This window comes from Arthrobacter sp. 05L417, assembly GCF_056397865.1.
In genome coordinates, this window is record NZ_JBFTOG010000011.1 from 44,037 (window position 1) to 61,319 (window position 17,283).

A 17,283-nucleotide genomic window follows, 5' to 3' on the forward strand; every position below is an offset into this window, starting at 1 on the left:
TGCCGCTACGCCTTTCGTGCCTGGATGGTGTTGCCGCGGGAGTACCGCTTCTCAATGCGGGCCTGGACGAGCGAGAGAATGGTCGTGAGCAGGATGTACCAGAGGCTCGCCACGATCAGCAGGGGGATCTGCTGGAGGTTGCGGGCATAGATCTGCTGGGTGTTGTAGAGCAAGTCCCCGACGCCGATCACGATCACCAGCGACGTGGTCTTGAGCATGGAGATCGTCTCGTTGCCTACCGGCGGAAGGATGATCTTCATGGCCTGCGGGATGACCACGTGGCGCAGGGTTTCCATCCGGCTGAAGCCCATGGCGTGGGAGGCCTCGGACTGTCCCGCGGGAACACCCATCAGTCCTGCACGAACGATTTCGGCCATGTAGGCGCCTTCGTTCAAGCCCAAACCCAGGATGCCGGCCACGAACAGCGGCAGGACGTCGTTGGTGTTCCATTCCACCAGCATGGGACCGCCCGGGATCCCGATGCCGATGGTCGGAAAAAGCACCGCGGCGAAGCCCCAGAAGAGCATCTGCACCAGGAGCGGAGTGCCGCGGAAGAACCAGATGTAGGCGCCGGCCACGCCGCGGAGGAGCACGTTGTCGGACATCCGCATGACCGCGATCACCAGGCCGATCACGAGTCCCAGGACCATGGCAATGACCGTGAGTTCGATCGTGATCAGGAGGCCGTCGAGGATGCGGACATCGAACAGGTACTTGGCCACGGTGGGCCAACCGAAGCCGGGGTTGGTCACAACGACGTACGCGCCCATGAGTGCGAACAGTCCCACCACCACCATGGCGATCAGTTGCCCGGGCCGTTTGCGCTTAAGGACAGGCCGCGACGCCAGCTCCGCGAAGTCATGCCGTGCTTCGGCGGTGCTCGGCAGCTCAGACACGGTCATGACCCCACCGTCGGGTTGACCTCGGACTTGGTGATGATGCCGGACTTGAGGTTCCAGGCATCCATGATCTTGGCGTAGGTGCCGTCGTCCATGAGCGACTGGACCGCGGCCTGGAATGCCTTGGACAGGCCGCCGTCGTCCTTGGGGCTCACGACGCCGGACAGGGACGGTTCCACGAGGATGGAGTCCACGGAGGTGAAGGCGTCCGGCTGCAACTGGGCGTAGTACCCGGTCAGCGCATTGTCCGCCACGAGTGCCTGGGCGCGGCCTGATGCCACGGCTTGGTTGACGTTGTCTTGCTGGGGCAGCAGGAGGGAAACAGGCTTGTCCTTGCCGGCGTCGGCACACTTCTTGTCAAAGGAGGGGAGCACGTTCAGGGCCTGGGTTGTCCCGGTCTGGGCAGCAACGGTCTTGCCGCAGAGGTCCAGCTCGGACTTGATGCCCAGCGGATTGCCCTTTTTGACCATGACGGACGTTCCTCCGCGCATGTAGCTGACCATGTTGACCTTGTCCTTGCGCTCTTCCGTGATGGAGAAGGCTGCCCAGGAGGCGTCGTAGCGCCGGGCTTCGATACCGGCCAGGATGCCGTTGAAGTCGGCCTTTTCGATGTTGATGGTGACGCCCATCTTCTTCGCGACAGCCAAAGCCATGTCCGGTTCAAGTCCAACGATTTTGCCCTGGTCATCGGTGAAGTCGATCGGGGCGTAGGTGGGGTCCGTGACGAGGGTCAACGAGCCCTTGCTCTTGATCGCGGCCGGAAGGAGCGCCTGAACCTTGGAATCCGTTTGCACGGCCTGCGCGAGTTCCTGGCCGCTCCGGCTGCTTTGGCCGCTCGCCGATGCGTTGCCGGATACAGTAGCGGCCGCACCTTCGGTGTTGGAGCAAGCCGTTGTCAACGCCAGGAAACTGATGGCTGCCGCTGCAACGAGCGAGCTTTTCACGCCTTTGCGCATCATTTGTGAATCTCCGGTTCGAGTCGGGTTGAAATAACAATATGTTCAACTTATTGTGAGATGAGTAACAACGCGTGTCAAGGGACCATGGCAACATCGTGGAGAGATGACTACGGGCACCCACAAGGCGCCCCAACTGGACCAGCGCGACCAGACAAACGAAGGAGCAACGGCATGAGCGAGACAAACCCGGGCCGCCGCACGCGAAGCGTCACGGCGGAGGCCATGGCAGAACGCCGGCAGAGCATTCTGCAGCACGCCTCGCAGGTAATCTCCCGCGAGGGTGTGGAGGGCTGCTCCTTCGCCGAACTGTCGGAAGCTTCGGGTTTCAGCATCGGCATGATCCAGCACTATTTCCGGCACCGGGAACGGCTCATTGGCGCCGCGGTTGAGTACCGGATCGACGAATCCCTCGCCGAATGGCAGCGCATCTACGATCACGGCAGAAACGCCGTGGAACGCCTGCACGACCTCTTGACGTTCTCCATCCAGAGCGACACCCCGTTCGAAGAAGCCTGGGGCTTCTGGCTGCAGATATACGCCGCTGCCCACAAGAACTCAGAGATCAGGGAAAGCGTCGCAGCAGTCTGGACTTCATGGCGGGGCTTGTTCGTCCGGGCGCTCGAGGAGGCGGTGGACGAGAAACTGCTCCAACCGGCCCTCGATATCGACGAAGTGGCTACCTTGCTTCTGGCCACAATCGATGGCCTCGCGATCCAGTCCTTGAACGGGGTCCACAGCTTCTCACCTGCGGAGATGATCGAGACCCTGCACCGCTTTGCCGCCCGGGAGTTCGGCATCGACGCCGACGAATTCATCCATAAGAAGCGCTCCAAACTCGTGGACGCGCACTAAGACGCGCGCCAACCCGCGCGCTGGAAAGGACCATCTGTGGGGGAACATCACGACGCCATGGCCGCCGAGGCCGTGGAGTTTTGCAGCACCTTGATCCGCATCGATTCCACCAACACCGGCGATCCCGCCACCACCGGCGACGGCGAATCGCGCTGCGCCGAATACGTCCAGTCGTTGCTCGCGGAATTCGGCCTCGAAGGCCAGGTCCTCGAAAAAGCTCCTGGCCGGGGCAACCTCGTAGTAAGGATGAAGGGCAGCGACCCGGAGGCTCCGGCCCTTCTGGTGCACGGCCATACCGACGTCGTCCCCGCCAACATTGCGGACTGGACCGTGGACCCGTTCTCCGGCGAGGTCAAGGACGGTTTCGTGTGGGGTCGCGGTGCCGTGGACATGAAGGACATGGTTGCCATGACCGTGGCCGCCGTCCGCCAATTGCGCCGCGAAAACTTCGTGCCCCAGCGGGACATCGTCTTTGCGTTCGTGGCCGATGAGGAAATAGCCGGCGAGTTCGGTGCCCAGTTCCTGGTGGATGAGCACCCTGAACTGTTCCACGGCGTCACCGAGGCTATCGGCGAAATCGGCGGCTTCTCCCTTCAGCTTCGCGACGACCTGAGGCTCTACCTGCTCGGAGTCGCGGAAAAGGGGGTCGCTTGGGCGACGCTGACCGCGCACGGAAGCACAGGCCACGGTTCCATCGTGCCCAACGAAAGCAACGCCGTCGCGCGCCTTTCTTCTGCCCTGTCACGAATCTCGGAACACAAATGGCCGGTGGTCCGGAGCGCCTCGCTCTCCGCCTTGGTGGAGCAGTTGGGCGAGGCCCTCGGCCGGCCTTTGGATGGCGAAAGGCTCGACGACGAACTCGCCTCTCTCGGTTTGCTCGCCGCCATGCTCCTCCCGGGCTTGCGTACCAGCGCCGTCCCGACCCAGTTCCATGCCGGCTACAAGACCAACGTGGTTCCCGGGACTGCCACCGCCACGGTTGATTGCCGGATCGCCCCGGGCACCGATGACGAGTTCAAAGCGCAATTCATGGAGCTGTTGGGGCCCGGCATCGAGGTCAGCTGGGAAGAGGGGCGTTCGCTGGAATCACCCGCCCATGGCGCCCTTCTGGACGCGATGCGAGCGGCGATCTCCGCCGTCGACCCCGCCGGGAAGGCCCTCCCGTTCGTCATGTCCGGAGCCACCGACGCCAAAGCTTTCTCCCAGCTGGGCATCAATTGCTATGGTTTCTCGCCATTGCGGCTTCCCGAAGGCTTTGATTTCGCGGGCATGTTCCACGGCATCGACGAACGCGTCCCCGTCACGGCCATCCACGCAGGCACCCGTATCCTGCACCAGTTCCTCAGCGCACAGTAACCACCACGCAGTCCGGGGCCGCATCGAAGCGGCCACCCACCAACACCGAAGGACCACCATGACCCTCACCAAAGAGCTGTCCCATACCGGCCGGATGGCCAAGCGTGCGGCCGGCTTCCAACCCTCCCCCGTCCGCGCAGTCTTCGATGTTTCCATGCAGCCGGGCATGATCTCCCTCGCGGGCGGCAACCCCTACCTGCCCGTCCTGCCGATGGAGCGCATCGCCGCCATGGCGTCCGACGTCGTCGCTCGCCGCGGACTGGAGGCCCTCCAGTACGGCTCGGGTGCGGGAACAGAGGAACTGCAGGCCCTGATCTGCCAAGTCATGGAACTCGAAGGCATCAACACGTCGCCGGAAAACGTGCAGGTCACCGCGGGCTCGCAAATGGCACTGGAACTCGTGACCAAGCTCTTCTGCGATCCCGGGGACGTGGTGATCGCGGAAGGACCGACATATGTGGGCGCGCTCGGCGTGTTCGAAGGCTTCCAGGCCGAAGTGGCCCACGTGGCGATGGACAACGACGGCGTCGATCCCGACCGCCTCCAGGACGTCATTTCCGGGCTCAAAGCCGCCGGCAAAACCATCAAGTTCTTCTACACGGTCCCCAATTTCAACAACCCGAGCGGCATCAGCCTTTCCCTCGGGCGGCGGCAGCGCGTGGTGGACATTTGCCGGGCCGAAGGCGTGCTGATCGTCGAGGACAACCCCTACGGACTGCTGAGCTTCGACGGCACGCTCAAACCCGCCATGCACTCCCTCGACCCGGACAACGTGTTCTACCTCGGCTCGTTCTCCAAGATCTTCGCCCCCGGCCTGCGCGTCGGCTGGGTGGTGGCACCCCAGGAAGTGCGCGGCCGCCTCCAGATCGCCTCCGAAGCCACCACCATCTGCCCCTCGGTCCTGAGCCAACTGGTAGTGGAGCAGTACATCAGCAGCTTCGACTGGCGGGACCAGATAGCCGCTTACAGTGCCGTCTACGCCTCCCGCTGCAAAGCCACCCTGGACGCCTTGGCCGCCTACATGCCCGAGGGTACCCAGTGGACCAGCCCGAGCGGCGGATTCTTCACCTGGGTAACCCTGCCCGAGGGCATCGACACCGATCAAGTGCTCGCCGCGGCCATCGAGGCGGGAGTCGTGTTCGTGCCCGGTAGCGCCTTCTACGCCGACGGCGGTGGCAGCAACCAGCTCCGCATCGCCTTCTCCTACGCCCCGGAAGATCAGCTCACCGAGGGTGTCAAGCGCCTGGCTGAGGCTATCCGCCGGGTCTAAGCCCTGCCCACCCATTGTGAGGCACCCAACTGACTCGCAGTAAGTGTCGTTTTCAGCCCTGAAAACGACATTAAGTGCGAGCTAGTTGGGCCAGCCGTCAAGCAACACGAAACCCCGACGTCGGCACTCACCGTGAGTGCCGACGTCGGGGTTTATCTGTATCTACTTAGCCCGCGTACACCCGTACGCCATTGACCCAGGTCTCCACAACCTCGATGCCGCTGATGTCACCTTCGGGGGCCTCAAGCGGGTCCGCCGCGAGGATCACGAAGTCGGCCAGCTTGTCCGGCTCGAGGGAACCGAGGTCCTTCTCGCGACCCATGGCCCGTGCACCGTTGATGGTGTGGGCGCGGAGGGCCTCGACGACGTCGATCTTAAGATCATCCGAGCCCAACTGGACGCCGGAGCGGGTCCTGCGGGTCACGGACGTCTGGATGGCTTCGAGCGGACGGGGATCGGCCACGGGAGCGTCAGAGCTCATCGTCACGGGGACCGCTGCGGCCACGAATTCGCCGAGGGGGTTGAAGCGCTCGCCCGGGGATCCGATGGCATCCGTGACGCCGGGACCCCAGTTGTAGTAGTGCTGCGGCTGGTTGACGGGCATGATCCCGAGCTCCGCCATTTGGCCGATCTGCTCCAAGGTGGGCAGTCCGCAGTGCTCGATCCTGTGCCGGTGGTCGTCCCGCGGCGACACCGAAAGAGCCTCGCTGACGGCGTCGAGCACCAACTGAATGGCTGTAGGCGATTGCGCGTGGGTCGCCGTCTGCAGACCGGCGCTGTGCGCCTTGGCGACGAGGGCGCGGTACTCGGCCGGCTCGTGGTAGAGCGAACCGGTGCGGCAAGGATCGTCGCGGTAGCCCTCCGGGAAGTACGCAGTCCAGCCGCCCAAGGTGCCATCGGCGTAGAGCTTGATCCCGGCGAAGGAAAGGAGGGAATCCCCGAACTTGTCCACGAGACCCAGTTCCAGGACCTCGTCGAGGAGGCTCGACAGGAAATACGCGTTGATGCGCGTCACGAGTTCGCCCCGTTCCACGAGATCCAGGTAGGCGCCAAATTCGCGCTTGGTCACCTGCGCGTCGCCGATGGTGGTCACGCCGTGGCTGAGGAACTCGCGTTGGGCGTGCAGCAGCTGGGCGCGGTGATGTTCTTTGCTGTCCCCGAGGTGGAAGTTCGGTCCGTGGTGCCCCAGCTTGACGCCTTCCACCCCTGTGAGGATGTCGCAGGCGGCATCGGAGAGTTCGCCCGTCAGCTCGCCGTCGGGGTCCCGGAAGAAAGTTCCGCCCGGCGGGTTGGGCGTGTCGCGGTCCACTCCCGCCTTCGCGAGCACGTACGAGTTCACCACTCCGCCGTGGCCGCTCGCGTTCATGACGTACACCTCGCGCGTGGTGGAAACGGTGTCGAATTCCTGCCGTGTGGGGTGGCGCTGCTCGGCAAGGTTGCGGTGCTCGTAGCCATAGCCCCTGATCGGGGTGTCCCCCGGATTGTCGTCCGCCGCCTTCGCCAGCAGTTCAAGCATGGTGGGGATGTCCGGCGCCGCCTCGGGACCGCAATCCACCCAGGACAGCAGTTGTCCGTACATCAGGGGATGCGCGTGCGGATCGATGAAGCCGGGCACCAACGTACGGCCACGGAGGTCGACGACGTCGGGCACCGCCGTCGTGAGCTTGAGCGCCGCGTCGCGGCACTCCTGTGGCGTTCCGACGGCGGCAACACGGTTGCCGATGACCAGCATCGCCTCCGCGATGGAGTTCAGGGAGTCAACGGTCCGGACGCGACCGCCGAAGAACAACGTTGCGGCGGGGGCTACGGGGGAAGTTTCATGGGATGCCAGGAATGACATGGGAATGACCTTTGCGTGTTGAAGTTTGCGGTACGGCAGGAACTCAGCGGGCGGATGCCAGCTCAAACAAGGGGGTGTCCGGGGATCCGCTGCGGGCTTGGGAAATGACGTTCTGCGCCTGGATCCTTACGTATTCGGCCAGCGTGTAGTCCGAGAGGAAGCCGACGTGGGGCGTCACGAGGATCCGCGGGTGGCCCATGAGCGGGTGGTCGGCAGGTGCCGGTTCGACGTCGAGCACGTCCAGCGCCGCTCCACGGATGTGGCCGGAGTCGACGGCGGCACGCAGGGCTTCGTCGTCGATCAGCTGCCCGCGGCTCACGTTCACCAAGTAACTGCCCGGCCGCATCGCGGCGAGGCTTCCGGTGTTGATGATGTGCCGGGTTTCCTCCGTGAGCGGCATGTGCAAGGACACGACGGCGGATTCCGCCAGGACTTCTTCCAGCCCGGTCCGGCGGATGCCTGCCTTCGCGAGCATCTCCCTGGTAGCCGGAGTGTCCGGGAGGTAGGGATCGTAGCCGACCACCTCGCCGAAGACTCCGGAGGCGAGCTCTCCGAGGCGGCTGCCGATCCGCCCGAGTCCGATCAGCCCCAGCCGCTCCTGGCTGAGCCGGAACACTGTGCTGTCCGGGCGGGCGTTCCAGTCCCCCTCGGCCACGCGTCCCTGGAAAAACGGAATTTCGCGCGTGACGGCGAGGGCAAGCGCCAGCGCGTGCGAAGCGACTTCCTCGGTGGCCACACCGGGAAGGTTGCTGACCCAAATGCCCCGCTCTTTGGCGGCATCCAGGTCAACGTTGTCTGAGCCCATTGAGACCAAGGCGATGATCTTCAAGCCCGGAATGGCGTCCATGACCTCCGCGGTGACCGTCGCGTAGCCCACCAGGAGGGCTTCCGCGTCCTTCGCCTGCTCCGCGATGACCGCGGGATCCTGGGTGCCGAGGTACCGGACGTCGTAACCGTTTTCTTCCAGGAGCGCGACGCCGGCGGAGTAATCGAGGTCTTCCATGTCCGTGTAGACGGCGAGGGGGCGATGCTTAGTGGACATGGCTCAAGAACTTCCTGGTGCGTTGGTGCTGGGGGTTGTCGAAGAACTCGTCCGGGGTGGCTTGTTCCACGATCACGCCGCTGTCGAACAGGGTCACTTCATCGGCCACGCGGCGCGCGAAACGGACTTCGTGGGTGACTACGATCATGGTCATGCCGTCGTTGGCCAGGCTCTCCATGACGTCCAGGACTTCGCCCACCAACTCGGGGTCCAGGGCGGACGTCGGTTCGTCGAAGAGGAGCACGTCCGGGTTCATCACCAAGGCGCGGGCGATGGCCACGCGTTGCTGCTGGCCGCCGGAGAGCTCCGAAGGGAAATGCCCGGCGCGATGCGAGAGCCCCACGCGCTGGAGCATGGCCATGGCCTGTTCCTCGGCTTCCTTGTGATGGATGCCCTTGACGGAGGTCAGCCCGAGCATCACATTGCGGCAAGCCGTCAGATGCGGGAACAGGTTGAACTTCTGGAAGACCATGCCAATGTTGCGGCGTTCCTTGGCGAGTTCGCGTTCGGGGAGGGCCACGGCTCCGCTTGCTTTCTCACGGACACCGATGCGCCGCCCGCGGAGCCGGATCTCGCCGTCGTCGGCTGGCTCGAGGAGCGCCATCAGGCGCAACATCGTGGACTTGCCGGAACCGGAGGGACCCAGCACTGCCTTGACTTGTCCCTGGCGGATATCGAACTCGACGCCGCGCAGGACGTTCTGGTCCTGGTAGCTCTTGTGGAGGTTCCGCACGCTCAGTACGGGGTCGTTGGTGGACCAGGTTTCCGGCATGGGTTCCGGGCCGCTGTGGGTCATGACTGCACTCCTTGGCCGACTGGTTCCAGGATGGAAGGCTTCTTGGATTTGGACCGTGACGTCCAGACGAATTTCTTTTCCACATAGCTTTGGAGAAGCGTCAAAAGGCTCACGATGATGAGGTAGTAGACGATTGCCGCGGCGTAGTACTCGGCGTAGCGGAACGTGATGTTCACTCCCACCTGCGCCGTGGTGAGGAGTTCCTGCAGGGAAATCACGGAGGCCAACGAGGAGAACTTCACGAGGCCGATGAACTCATTGCCCGTGGGAGGCAGGGCCGTGCGGATGGCCTGCGGGAGGACAACTTTGAGCATGACCTTAACCGGCGACATCCCAAGCGCCCTGCCGGCGAGGGCCTGCCCTTCGTCGATACTGAGCAACGCCGAACGGATGATTTCCGCCATGAAGGCCGCTTCCACGATGCCCAGGCCGATGAACGCGGCAATGAACGGGGAGAACCAATCCTGGCGCAGGACTGGGAAGAGCTGCGGCAAGGCGTTCCAGATGATGAGCAGCACCAGCAGCGCCGGGATGGCACGGAAGAACCAGGTGTAGATTCCTGCGACGCCCTGCGCGATCCGGCTGCGGGAGGTGCGTCCCAGGGCGACAGCGAAGCCGATGGCCGTAGCCAGGATAAGTGAAAGCACCGCGACGGCGACGGACAGGAAAGCCCCGGACAGGTAGCTCGGATTCACGAGTTGTTGGACGAAGATGTTGACGTCGAATTCCATCACCAACTCCTTTCGTGTGGGGCGGAGGCCGCAGGGCTGTTGCGGCCTCCGCGGGGAGGATGGCTAGGGGACGTCGACGATCGTGGGGTCGAGCTTGTTGTCCTTCGCGATCTTGCCGAGGGTGCCGTCCTGGTGGAGTTCCTTCAGCGCCTGCGCGATGGCTGGAGACAACGGATCGTTCTTGCGGGTGAACACGCCGAAGGTGGTGTCGGCCGGAAAGACTCCGGGGGCCACCGTGAGCTTGCCTTCGTTCTGGCTGGCCATGTAGGCGGCCGCCACATTGGTCTCGATCAGGGCCTCGGACTTGCCGTTGAGGACCGCCAGGACTGTTTCAGCGGTCTTGGGGTATTCGGTGAGCTTGGGCTCGTCCTTGCCGGCTTTCTTGCACTCATCCTTGAGCGCACTGATGCGGGCGGCGTTGGACGAAGCACTCTGCGCTGCCACCGAGTGGCCGCACAAGTCCAGTGCTGTCTTGTAATTCCCGGCGCTGCCCGGGGCCGAGAGGATCGCGGGACCGGCGTTCATCACGGCTGAAGCGTCGGCGACATCCAGGCGGGCCTTGCTCATGTACAGGCCACCGAAAATGGCATCGCAGCGGCGGGTCTGGAGCCCCGGCATAAGTCCGTCGAATGTGGTCACCTCGAACTTGGCATCGACGCCCCAGTGCTTGGCGAGCGCGCGGGCGGCATCGGCGTCGAACCCTACGATGTCGCCGCTGGAACCGTTGGCGTAGTACTCCAGTGGCGCATATTCGGGGTCGATACACAGGGTGAGCTTGCCGCTCGTGGTGAGTCCCTTCGGCGCGGTGGCGGATGCTTGCCCCGTGGAACTGGGGGAAGCTGCGGCGGAGCAGCCGCTCAACAGCAGGGCCAACGCAGCGGCCGCCAAGGCGGGCTTCGTGAACTTGAGCATGTGCAGATCTCCAATTGAACTGTTGGGGTCGCGTGGGAACGCGAGTCGGAGTACGCCGATGTGGCGCTGATCACGATGCTAGCGAAAAAATCGATCAATTCAAGCGAATCAGTTGTTTAATACTGATATGACACAGTTTTTGTACTCACTTTGTGATTTTCCGATCCAAATCACTTGCCTATTGCTCGACTCGTGAAAGTATTGAGTACGACGGCGGCGCTCGGCTCGCCGGGGCGCCGCACCTTCGCTAAGCACCCGCTGCCGCGGCCCAGAGACAAGGCGGTTATTGTGAAGACCATGCATGATCTGGACGACAGGCTGATCCGCCTGCTGCAGGCCGATGGCCGCGCCTCGTTCAGCGAGCTATCCAAGCAACTGGGCGTGACGCGCTCCGCCGTGACGGCCAAGGTCAATGAGCTCACGTCCTCGGGAGAATTACGGATTGTCGCGGCAGTCCATCCGCGCCTCCTGGGCCTGACCGCCGTCGCGCACATCTCCATCCAGCTCAACGGTTCCGCACGCGCTGCGCTGGAGAAGCTGAGCCAGCTGGACGGCGCCGTGTTCGCCTCGCTGACCACGGGCAAATACGGCATCATCGCCGAACTCCGCCTGCCCACGGTGGAAAGGCTCTACGAAGACGTCGAGGCCATCCGCCTGTGCGAAGGCGTGGCTGCCGTCGACGTCCTGATGTACAAAGAGGTGGTCCGCAGCCTCTTCCTCGGCAAGGAGCCGCCGGACCCCCGGCTCGAACTCGACCAGGCGGATCTGCTGCTCATGAGCGAACTTCAAGTGGACGGCCGACTCGGTTTCGAGGCTCTCGGCGAACGGATCGGCCTTTCGGCGAGCGCTGCCAGGATCCGGGTCCTTCGCCTGCTGGAAGCCCGAGTCATGCAGATCGGGCCTATCCGGAGCCGCTCCGGTTCTTCACGGTCCATGGCCTTTGGCTTCGGAATCTCAACGGCAGCCGGAACCGAGGACGCAGTCGACTTCTTCTCGGCGACGCCAGGAGTGGAGTTCATCGCCAGCTGTCTCGGCAGGCACGACCTCGTGGCCACCGTGGGCGTCAGCTCGCTGGACGAAATGTACGAGATCCTGGACAAAGTGCGCGCGATGGACTCGGTGGCAAGCGTGGAGTGCTGGCTGCACCTGAAAATCGTCCAGGAACGATACGCCAAACCCCTCGACAAAATGCTCGCAACCAAGGCCCAATCCAACGGCCACTAGCCTCTCCCGACGCTCGCTCACAAACAAGACCGTTTGGCGTGACCCTCGCTCACGTATAGCGTCTCCCGGGCCGACGCTCGCTCACATAGGCTTTCGCTATCGCTTCTTCCAGCGCGCCAAGGACGAGCTTGACCGATGCCCTGTTAGCGTTCGGACCCATCATGCCGATCCGCCAAACGGTCGACGTAAACGCTCCCGCCCCGGAGCCGATTTCCATACTGAAGTTCTCCAGAAGGTAAACGCGGACGGCAGCTGAGTCCACGCCGTCGGGCACTTTGACCGTGGTGAGGCTCGGCAATCTCGAACCCTCCGCGGCAAACAGCTCGAGACCCATTGCTTAGAGGCCGTCGCGCAACTCGGCCCCGGCCGCGCGGTGCCGCGCTTGAACAGCCGCGAGCCCCTCGGCCAAGATGCGGTCAAGTCCCGCCTCTAGCCCCGCGATCATGGTCACTGGCGCCGTATGGTGATACGTCCGGCTGCCACTCGCCGCGCCAACATACCCACCCAGAAGGCCGATATCCAGGTACCACGAACGCGGCTCCTTGATGCGCCGCTCGAAAGCGCGCTCGGAAACCGTGAACGGGGACAAGCCAGGGGGCGCTCCCAAACACTTCTGCGTCCCGGCATACCCGACGTCGATCCCCCAGTCGTCAGCCAGGAGTTCCAGCCCACCGATGGACGTCACCGCGTCCACGATCAATAGCGCGTCGCCCTTGCCAGCGCCAAGCGGCGCGACGTCGGACAGGACACCTGTGGAGGTTTCGGCATGGACGGCGGCAATCACCTTGGGATGCGGGTGCGCGGCGAGAACCCGCTCCGCATCCACGGGCTGGCCCCATTCATGGTCGACGCGAACTACCGTGGCCCCGCAGCGCCGGGCAACCTCACACATTCGCTCCCCGAAAAGCCCGTTGACCGCAATTACTGCCACGTCGCCGTCGGACACTGTATTAACAAAGGCAGCCTCCATGCCGCCGGAACCAGTAGCACTCAATGGCAGGGTGCGGGCGTTCCGGGTCCCCCACACCGACCGAAGCCCGGCGCACGTCCGGTCCAGTCGCTCTATGAACACCGGGTCCAGATGCCCGATCACCGGATACGCCAACGCCGCGGTCACTTCCGGATAGCAATTACTGGGACCCGGCCCGAACAGATACCGGGAAGTCAGGACCTCTGGCATGGCGGAACTCCTTTGGCTCGTTGCTGACATTGTCCACCAGACGGCAAACGTGAGCGAGCGTTTCGGTAGAAGCCACCAAACGTGAGCGAGCGTCGCAGGGGGCAGGGCGGGTGGGGAGGACCGGGGTGCGGTATTCTCTTGACACCACGGCTGTCTTTGGATTCACTATTACGTATGCTGAAATAACAGTTCCATGATGTGGAAGGCCTGGAGTGCGGAGGCGCGCAGGTCCATCCGGCAGGAATCGCCGGAGTTCCGCATAGCCAACACCATGGATGCCAGCACTCGCACGAGGAATGAACAAGCATGCAGCTTGAAGTATTCAACAGCGTGGACCGTGCGGACGCCATCGACGTCCTCCGCCCATGCCTCGACATCCAGCGTTGGGTGGAGCACGTAGCAGATGCGCGCCCGTTCAGCGGCTTGGACTCCTTGCTCGATTTCGCCCGGGAAACCGCCGAGCCGTTCACGTCGGACGAAGTGGCGGCCGCGATGGCCCACCACCCTCGGATCGGCGAACGGCCCAAGGCACAGACCACCGAAGCCGCGATGTCCCGCTCCGAACAGGCCGGCGTCGACCCCGGCGATGACGGCGTCGTCACCGCCCTGGCCGAAGGCAACCGCGAGTACGAGGCCAAGTTCGGCCGCGTCTTCCTCATCCGCGCAGCAGGACGGACAGCCAACGACATCCTGGCCTCCCTCCACGAGCGCCTGAGCCATACCGCGGAAGAAGAAGACGTGATCGTGGCCGGACAATTGCGCGAAATCGCATTGCTGCGCCTTGCCGGCGTCATCAGCGAAGCCAGCGCGAGCAGCGAAGGAGTGCCCAGCAAATGAGCGTTTCCCAGATCACCACCCATATCCTGGACACCGGTTCCGGTCGCCCGGCGGCCGGCGTCGCCGTCGTTCTCTCCGTGCGCGACGGCGACAACTGGAGGCACGTGGCTAGCGGCACCACTGACGCGGACGGCCGGATCAAGGATCTGGGCCCTGAGCGGGTCGACGGCGGCAGTTACCGCCTGAGCTTCGCGACCGGTCCGTATTACAAAGCACAGGGCGTGGACACCTTTTTCCCGGAAGTGGACTTGAGCTTCACGGTGTCCGACGCCGGCGAGCACTACCACGTGCCGCTCCTGCTCAGCCCCTTCGCGTTCTCCACGTACCGGGGCAGTTAACCCATCGGTTCCCCACCCACCACTGGAGTGGGGAACCGACCTGGAAGCTTCCGCTAGTCGATCGGGGTGACGTACGCTCCCGAGATTCCGCCGTCAACCATGAAGGTCGAAGCGGTAATGAACGAGGCGTCGTCGCTCGCCAGGAAGGCGACCGCAGCGGCCAGTTCCTCGGGCTCCGCGAAACGGCCCAAGGGCACGTGGACCAAGCGCCGCGCGGCCCGCTCCGGATCGGAGGCGAAGAGTTCCTTCAGCAACGGGGTGTTGACCGGTCCTGGGCACAGCGCGTTGATTCGCACCCCCTTGCGCGCGAATTCGACGCCGAGCTCACGGGTCATGGCCAGCACGCCGCCTTTGGACGCGCTGTAGGAGATCTGCGAGGTTGCCGCACCCATCACAGCCACGAAGGACGCGGTGTTGATGATCGAGCCCTTGCCCTGCTCCAACATGTACGGCAGCGCGTATTTGCAGCAGTAATAGACGCTCGTCAGGTTGACCTCCTGGACCCGGCGCCAGGCATCGATGCCGGTGTCGAGGATGGATGCATCGTCCGGCGGCGAAATGCCCGCGTTGTTGAACGCGATATCCACGCTGCCGTAATGGCTCTTGGCGGCGGCGAAGAGGTCGATGACTTCCTGCTCGTCTGTGACGTTGACCTTCACGAAGATGCCATCGACAGCAGCCGCGGCTGCTTCTCCGGCAGCCGGATCGATATCGGCGATGACCACGTTGGCACCCTCCGAGGCGAAACGCTTTGCCGTGGCCAAACCGATCCCGCTGCCTCCGCCGGTGATGACGGCTGTGCGGTCCTTGAGTCGGTTTGAAATGAATTCGGTCATGGTGATCTCTCCTTGAATCATGGGGCTTCCAAAGTTGGTGGGTTCAGTGCGCGATGAAGACGTTCTTTACTTCGCTGAAGGAATCGAGGGCATCGGGACCCAGTTCGCGGCCCAGGCCCGATTGCTTGAAGCCGCCGAACGGCGTCGAATACCGGACTGAAGAGTGGGAGTTCACCGAGAGGTTTCCGGCATCCACTCCGCGGGCCACGCGCAAGGCCCGCCCAATGTCTTGGGTCCAGATCGATCCAGAAAGGCCGTATTCGGTGTCATTGGCAATCCGTACCGCGTCCGCCTCGTCGTTGAAGGGAACGACGACGACGACAGGTCCGAAGATCTCCTCACGCACCGCCGGATCGTCGAAGGAGTCGGGTGCCAGGACGGTGGGCGGGAACCAGAATCCCGGCCCTTCGGGCACCTCGCCTTGGAAGGCTATGGGCGCTCCCGAAGGCACAAAGCCTGCGACGGTTTCCCGTTGCCGGGCGGAAATCAAGGGCCCCATGACCGTGCTCTCATCCGCCGGGTCGCCGACTTTGACAGCCCGGACAGCAGGCTCCAGGAGCTCGAGGAAGGCATCGTAGGCCGATTTTTCCACCAGTATCCGGGATCTGGCGCAGCAGTCCTGGCCGGCGTTGTCGAACGCGCCGCCGGGTGCTGCGGCAGCAGCGGCGGGAAGGTCGGCGTCGGCGAACACGATGTTCGCGCTCTTCCCACCCAGTTCGAGGGTCACGCGCTTCACTTGGTCGGCACAACCGGCCATGATCTGCTTGCCGAGTCCGGTGGACCCGGTAAAGGCGACCTTTCGCACCGCGGGGTGGGTGACGAAGCGCGCCCCCACCACGGAGCCCTTCCCGGGGATGATCGTGAGCACGCCGTCGGGCAGGCCGGCCTCGCGCGCCAACTCGCCGAGCCTCATCGCGGTCAGCGGCGTAAGTTCCGCGGGTTTGAGTACCACCGTGTTGCCTGCCGCGAGTGCCGGAGCGAAGCCCCACGCCGCGATCGGCATGGGGAAATTCCACGGCACAATGATGCCGACCACGCCCAGCGGCTCGTGGAACGTCACATCGAGGCCTCCGGCAACGGGGATCTGCCGCCCGAAGTGCCGCTCGGGAGCCGCCGAGTAGTAGCTGATGACGTCGCGCGCATTGCCCGCTTCCCAGCGGGCGTTGCCGACCGTATGCCCCGCGTTGCGGACTTCCAGTTGCGCGAGGTTCTCCAGATCGGCGTCGACGGCGGCCGCGAACCGGCGCAGGAGCAGTGCACGGTCCGACGGCGACACTTTCCGCCAGGTCTCAAAGGCGGCGGCCGCGCGGGCAATCAGCGCGTCCGTTTCGGCGAGGGATGCCAGTTCAACGGTTTGAAGGAACTCTTCGGTTGCCGGATTGATGATGTCAAAAGTTGTGGCACTCACGCCCAGCTCTTTTCTGTCGCTTTGAATTCCGTCGATGGGTCGAGGCGCTCAGCGTAGAGTTCCCCGTCCCGGTACCTTCTGGCGGCCTCAATGAATCCTTCGAAGAGGCGCACGTCGGAAGGATTTTGTTCCGGATGAAACTGAACGCCCAACGCCCAACTTCCCTGGGTCGATTCGACGGCCTCGACCGTTCCATCCGCCGCACGCGCGGTGACGCAAAGGCCTTCGGCAACCCGGTCAAGAATCTGGTGGTGATAGACCGGAGCCGATGCCTTTTCGCCTAGTAGTTGCGCGCTGATGCTGCCCGGCTGCGTGCGGAACTCCACCTCCCCGTAGACTCCGGGAGCAGGTTGGTAGTTCGCCTCGGGCAGCACGTCCGGCACGTGCTGGATGAGGTTTCCGCCCAAGGCCACGTTGAGGATTTGCGCGCCGCGGCAGATCGCAAAGAGCGGAATGCCCTTCTCCAAGGCCGCCAACGTCAAGGCGATATCGTGCTCGTCCCGCTCGGGCTGGCTGCGAGTGCTCGGGTGGGGCTCGGCGTCGTAGTTTCCGGGGTCGACGTCGGCGCCCCCCACGACGATGAGGCCATCCACGAGGTCAAGGACCGAAGTGTCGGTGCCGATAGGCGGCAGCAGGAGAGGCGTTCCGCCGGCCGCTACGACGGCCTCCAAATATGTTGCCGGCAGCACGGCTGCCTGCGCGTCCCAAACCCCCCATTTCGCGTTCTGAAGATAGGTGGTCAACGCGATGCGGGGAGGCCGGTGTGAATCCGGTGCAGGAGCAGGTGTTTCGGTCTGAGTCAT

At 63.9% G+C, this 17,283-nt stretch carries 16 protein-coding genes and 1 pseudogene; 6 read left to right on the forward strand and 11 right to left on the reverse strand.

Translation table 11 applies throughout. The features are described 5' to 3' along the window. Nucleotides 1-5: 5 nt before the first annotated feature. Together AC1DJW_RS10805 and AC1DJW_RS10810 are read right to left on the reverse strand one after the other, a co-directional pair. Nucleotides 6-902 carry an amino acid ABC transporter permease gene (locus tag AC1DJW_RS10805; protein WP_459342100.1) on the reverse strand — a complete coding sequence of 299 codons (897 nt, stop codon included), beginning with the start codon at nt 900-902 and terminating at the stop codon, nt 6-8. Next, complete coding sequence (locus AC1DJW_RS10810; protein ID WP_476901408.1) at nt 899-1,858, reverse strand: ABC transporter substrate-binding protein; 960 nt, start codon at nt 1,856-1,858, stop codon at nt 899-901. The genes AC1DJW_RS10805 and AC1DJW_RS10810 overlap by 4 nt, the downstream gene beginning before the upstream one ends. Before the next feature lie 171 nt (nt 1,859-2,029). On the opposite strand from AC1DJW_RS10810, the gene AC1DJW_RS10815 reads away from it, so the two are divergent. From AC1DJW_RS10815 to AC1DJW_RS10825, 3 genes are read left to right on the forward strand one after another with little or no spacing between them, the layout of a single operon-like run. After that, nucleotides 2,030-2,710 (forward strand): TetR/AcrR family transcriptional regulator, encoded by a 681-nt coding sequence (locus tag AC1DJW_RS10815; RefSeq protein WP_284752962.1) that lies wholly within the window; start codon nt 2,030-2,032, stop codon nt 2,708-2,710. Between the two features lie 36 nt (nt 2,711-2,746). Further along, entirely contained in the window at nt 2,747-4,066 is a 1,320-nt protein-coding gene (locus AC1DJW_RS10820) for a M20/M25/M40 family metallo-hydrolase (RefSeq protein WP_476901409.1), read from the forward strand. Nucleotides 4,067-4,124: 58 nt separating this feature from the next. After that, nucleotides 4,125-5,336, forward strand: a complete 1,212-nt coding sequence (locus AC1DJW_RS10825; RefSeq protein ID WP_476901410.1) for an aminotransferase-like domain-containing protein — start codon at nt 4,125-4,127, stop codon at nt 5,334-5,336. 166 nt (nt 5,337-5,502) lie between these two features. Here AC1DJW_RS10825 and AC1DJW_RS10830 read toward each other — a convergent pair whose 3' ends face one another. The 5 genes from AC1DJW_RS10830 to AC1DJW_RS10850 all read right to left on the reverse strand — a co-directional run bounded on the left by AC1DJW_RS10830 (nt 5,503) and on the right by AC1DJW_RS10850 (nt 10,657). Further along, a complete protein-coding gene (locus AC1DJW_RS10830) occupies nt 5,503-7,176 on the reverse strand; it encodes an amidohydrolase (RefSeq protein ID WP_476901411.1) in 1,674 nt (557 codons plus the stop codon). Nucleotides 7,177-7,219: 43 nt separating this feature from the next. Further along, a complete protein-coding gene (locus AC1DJW_RS10835; protein ID WP_476901412.1) occupies nt 7,220-8,218 on the reverse strand; it encodes a C-terminal binding protein in 999 nt (332 codons plus the stop codon). Continuing rightward, nucleotides 8,208-9,014, reverse strand: a complete 807-nt coding sequence (locus AC1DJW_RS10840) for an amino acid ABC transporter ATP-binding protein (protein ID WP_390280133.1) — start codon at nt 9,012-9,014, stop codon at nt 8,208-8,210. The genes AC1DJW_RS10835 and AC1DJW_RS10840 overlap by 11 nt, the downstream gene beginning before the upstream one ends. After that, on the reverse strand, nt 9,011-9,745 hold the full coding sequence (locus AC1DJW_RS10845) for an amino acid ABC transporter permease (protein ID WP_390280131.1): 735 nt from the start codon (nt 9,743-9,745) through the stop codon (nt 9,011-9,013). The genes AC1DJW_RS10840 and AC1DJW_RS10845 overlap by 4 nt, the downstream gene beginning before the upstream one ends. Before the next feature lie 63 nt (nt 9,746-9,808). Further along, nucleotides 9,809-10,657 carry a transporter substrate-binding domain-containing protein gene (locus tag AC1DJW_RS10850; RefSeq protein WP_459342095.1) on the reverse strand — a complete coding sequence of 283 codons (849 nt, stop codon included), beginning with the start codon at nt 10,655-10,657 and terminating at the stop codon, nt 9,809-9,811. A gap of 297 nt (nt 10,658-10,954) precedes the next feature. Between AC1DJW_RS10850 and AC1DJW_RS10855 the strand changes: the two genes are divergently transcribed. Next, nucleotides 10,955-11,881, forward strand: a complete 927-nt coding sequence (locus AC1DJW_RS10855; RefSeq protein ID WP_476901447.1) for an Lrp/AsnC family transcriptional regulator — start codon at nt 10,955-10,957, stop codon at nt 11,879-11,881. 49 nt (nt 11,882-11,930) lie between these two features. On the opposite strand, the pseudogene AC1DJW_RS10860 reads toward AC1DJW_RS10855, so the two are convergent. Beyond that, a pseudogene (locus AC1DJW_RS10860) lies at nt 11,931-13,061 on the reverse strand (pyridoxal-phosphate-dependent aminotransferase family protein). 306 nt (nt 13,062-13,367) lie between these two features. Between AC1DJW_RS10860 and uraD the strand changes: the two are divergent. Then, a complete protein-coding gene (gene uraD / locus AC1DJW_RS10865) occupies nt 13,368-13,898 on the forward strand; it encodes a 2-oxo-4-hydroxy-4-carboxy-5-ureidoimidazoline decarboxylase (RefSeq protein WP_284752953.1) in 531 nt (176 codons plus the stop codon). After that, nucleotides 13,895-14,236: a hydroxyisourate hydrolase gene (gene uraH, locus AC1DJW_RS10870; RefSeq protein WP_459342094.1), complete on the forward strand. Its 342-nt coding sequence runs from the start codon at nt 13,895-13,897 to the stop codon at nt 14,234-14,236. The genes uraD and uraH overlap by 4 nt, the downstream gene beginning before the upstream one ends. 53 nt (nt 14,237-14,289) lie before the next feature. On the opposite strand, the gene AC1DJW_RS10875 is transcribed toward uraH, so the two are convergent. From AC1DJW_RS10875 to AC1DJW_RS10885, 3 genes are read right to left on the reverse strand one after another with little or no spacing between them, the layout of a single operon-like run. Beyond that, on the reverse strand, nt 14,290-15,072 hold the full coding sequence (locus AC1DJW_RS10875; RefSeq protein WP_265979871.1) for a 3-oxoacyl-ACP reductase: 783 nt from the start codon (nt 15,070-15,072) through the stop codon (nt 14,290-14,292). Nucleotides 15,073-15,115: 43 nt separating this feature from the next. Further along, nucleotides 15,116-16,480 carry an aldehyde dehydrogenase family protein gene (locus AC1DJW_RS10880; protein WP_476901413.1) on the reverse strand — a complete coding sequence of 455 codons (1,365 nt, stop codon included), beginning with the start codon at nt 16,478-16,480 and terminating at the stop codon, nt 15,116-15,118. Next, on the reverse strand, nt 16,477-17,283 hold the full coding sequence (locus tag AC1DJW_RS10885; RefSeq protein WP_390280121.1) for a gamma-glutamyl-gamma-aminobutyrate hydrolase family protein: 807 nt from the start codon (nt 17,281-17,283) through the stop codon (nt 16,477-16,479). The genes AC1DJW_RS10880 and AC1DJW_RS10885 overlap by 4 nt, the downstream gene beginning before the upstream one ends.

Coding starts and splice junctions, on each gene's coding strand:
- AC1DJW_RS10805 (WP_459342100.1), bottom strand. CDS start 902: ATGACCGTGTCTGAGCTGCCGAGCACCGCCGAAGCACGGCATGACTTC.
- uraH (WP_459342094.1), top strand. CDS start 13,895: ATGAGCGTTTCCCAGATCACCACCCATATCCTGGACACCGGTTCCGGT.
- AC1DJW_RS10815 (WP_284752962.1), top strand. CDS start 2,030: ATGAGCGAGACAAACCCGGGCCGCCGCACGCGAAGCGTCACGGCGGAG.
- AC1DJW_RS10835 (WP_476901412.1), bottom strand. CDS start 8,218: ATGTCCACTAAGCATCGCCCCCTCGCCGTCTACACGGACATGGAAGAC.
- AC1DJW_RS10840 (WP_390280133.1), bottom strand. CDS start 9,014: ATGACCCACAGCGGCCCGGAACCCATGCCGGAAACCTGGTCCACCAAC.
- uraD (WP_284752953.1), top strand. CDS start 13,368: ATGCAGCTTGAAGTATTCAACAGCGTGGACCGTGCGGACGCCATCGAC.
- AC1DJW_RS10810 (WP_476901408.1), bottom strand. CDS start 1,858: ATGATGCGCAAAGGCGTGAAAAGCTCGCTCGTTGCAGCGGCAGCCATC.
- AC1DJW_RS10855 (WP_476901447.1), top strand. CDS start 10,955: ATGCATGATCTGGACGACAGGCTGATCCGCCTGCTGCAGGCCGATGGC.
- AC1DJW_RS10845 (WP_390280131.1), bottom strand. CDS start 9,745: ATGGAATTCGACGTCAACATCTTCGTCCAACAACTCGTGAATCCGAGC.
- AC1DJW_RS10830 (WP_476901411.1), bottom strand. CDS start 7,176: ATGTCATTCCTGGCATCCCATGAAACTTCCCCCGTAGCCCCCGCCGCA.
- AC1DJW_RS10885 (WP_390280121.1), bottom strand. CDS start 17,283: ATGACTCAGACCGAAACACCTGCTCCTGCACCGGATTCACACCGGCCT.
- AC1DJW_RS10825 (WP_476901410.1), top strand. CDS start 4,125: ATGACCCTCACCAAAGAGCTGTCCCATACCGGCCGGATGGCCAAGCGT.
- AC1DJW_RS10875 (WP_265979871.1), bottom strand. CDS start 15,072: ATGACCGAATTCATTTCAAACCGACTCAAGGACCGCACAGCCGTCATC.
- AC1DJW_RS10850 (WP_459342095.1), bottom strand. CDS start 10,657: ATGCTCAAGTTCACGAAGCCCGCCTTGGCGGCCGCTGCGTTGGCCCTG.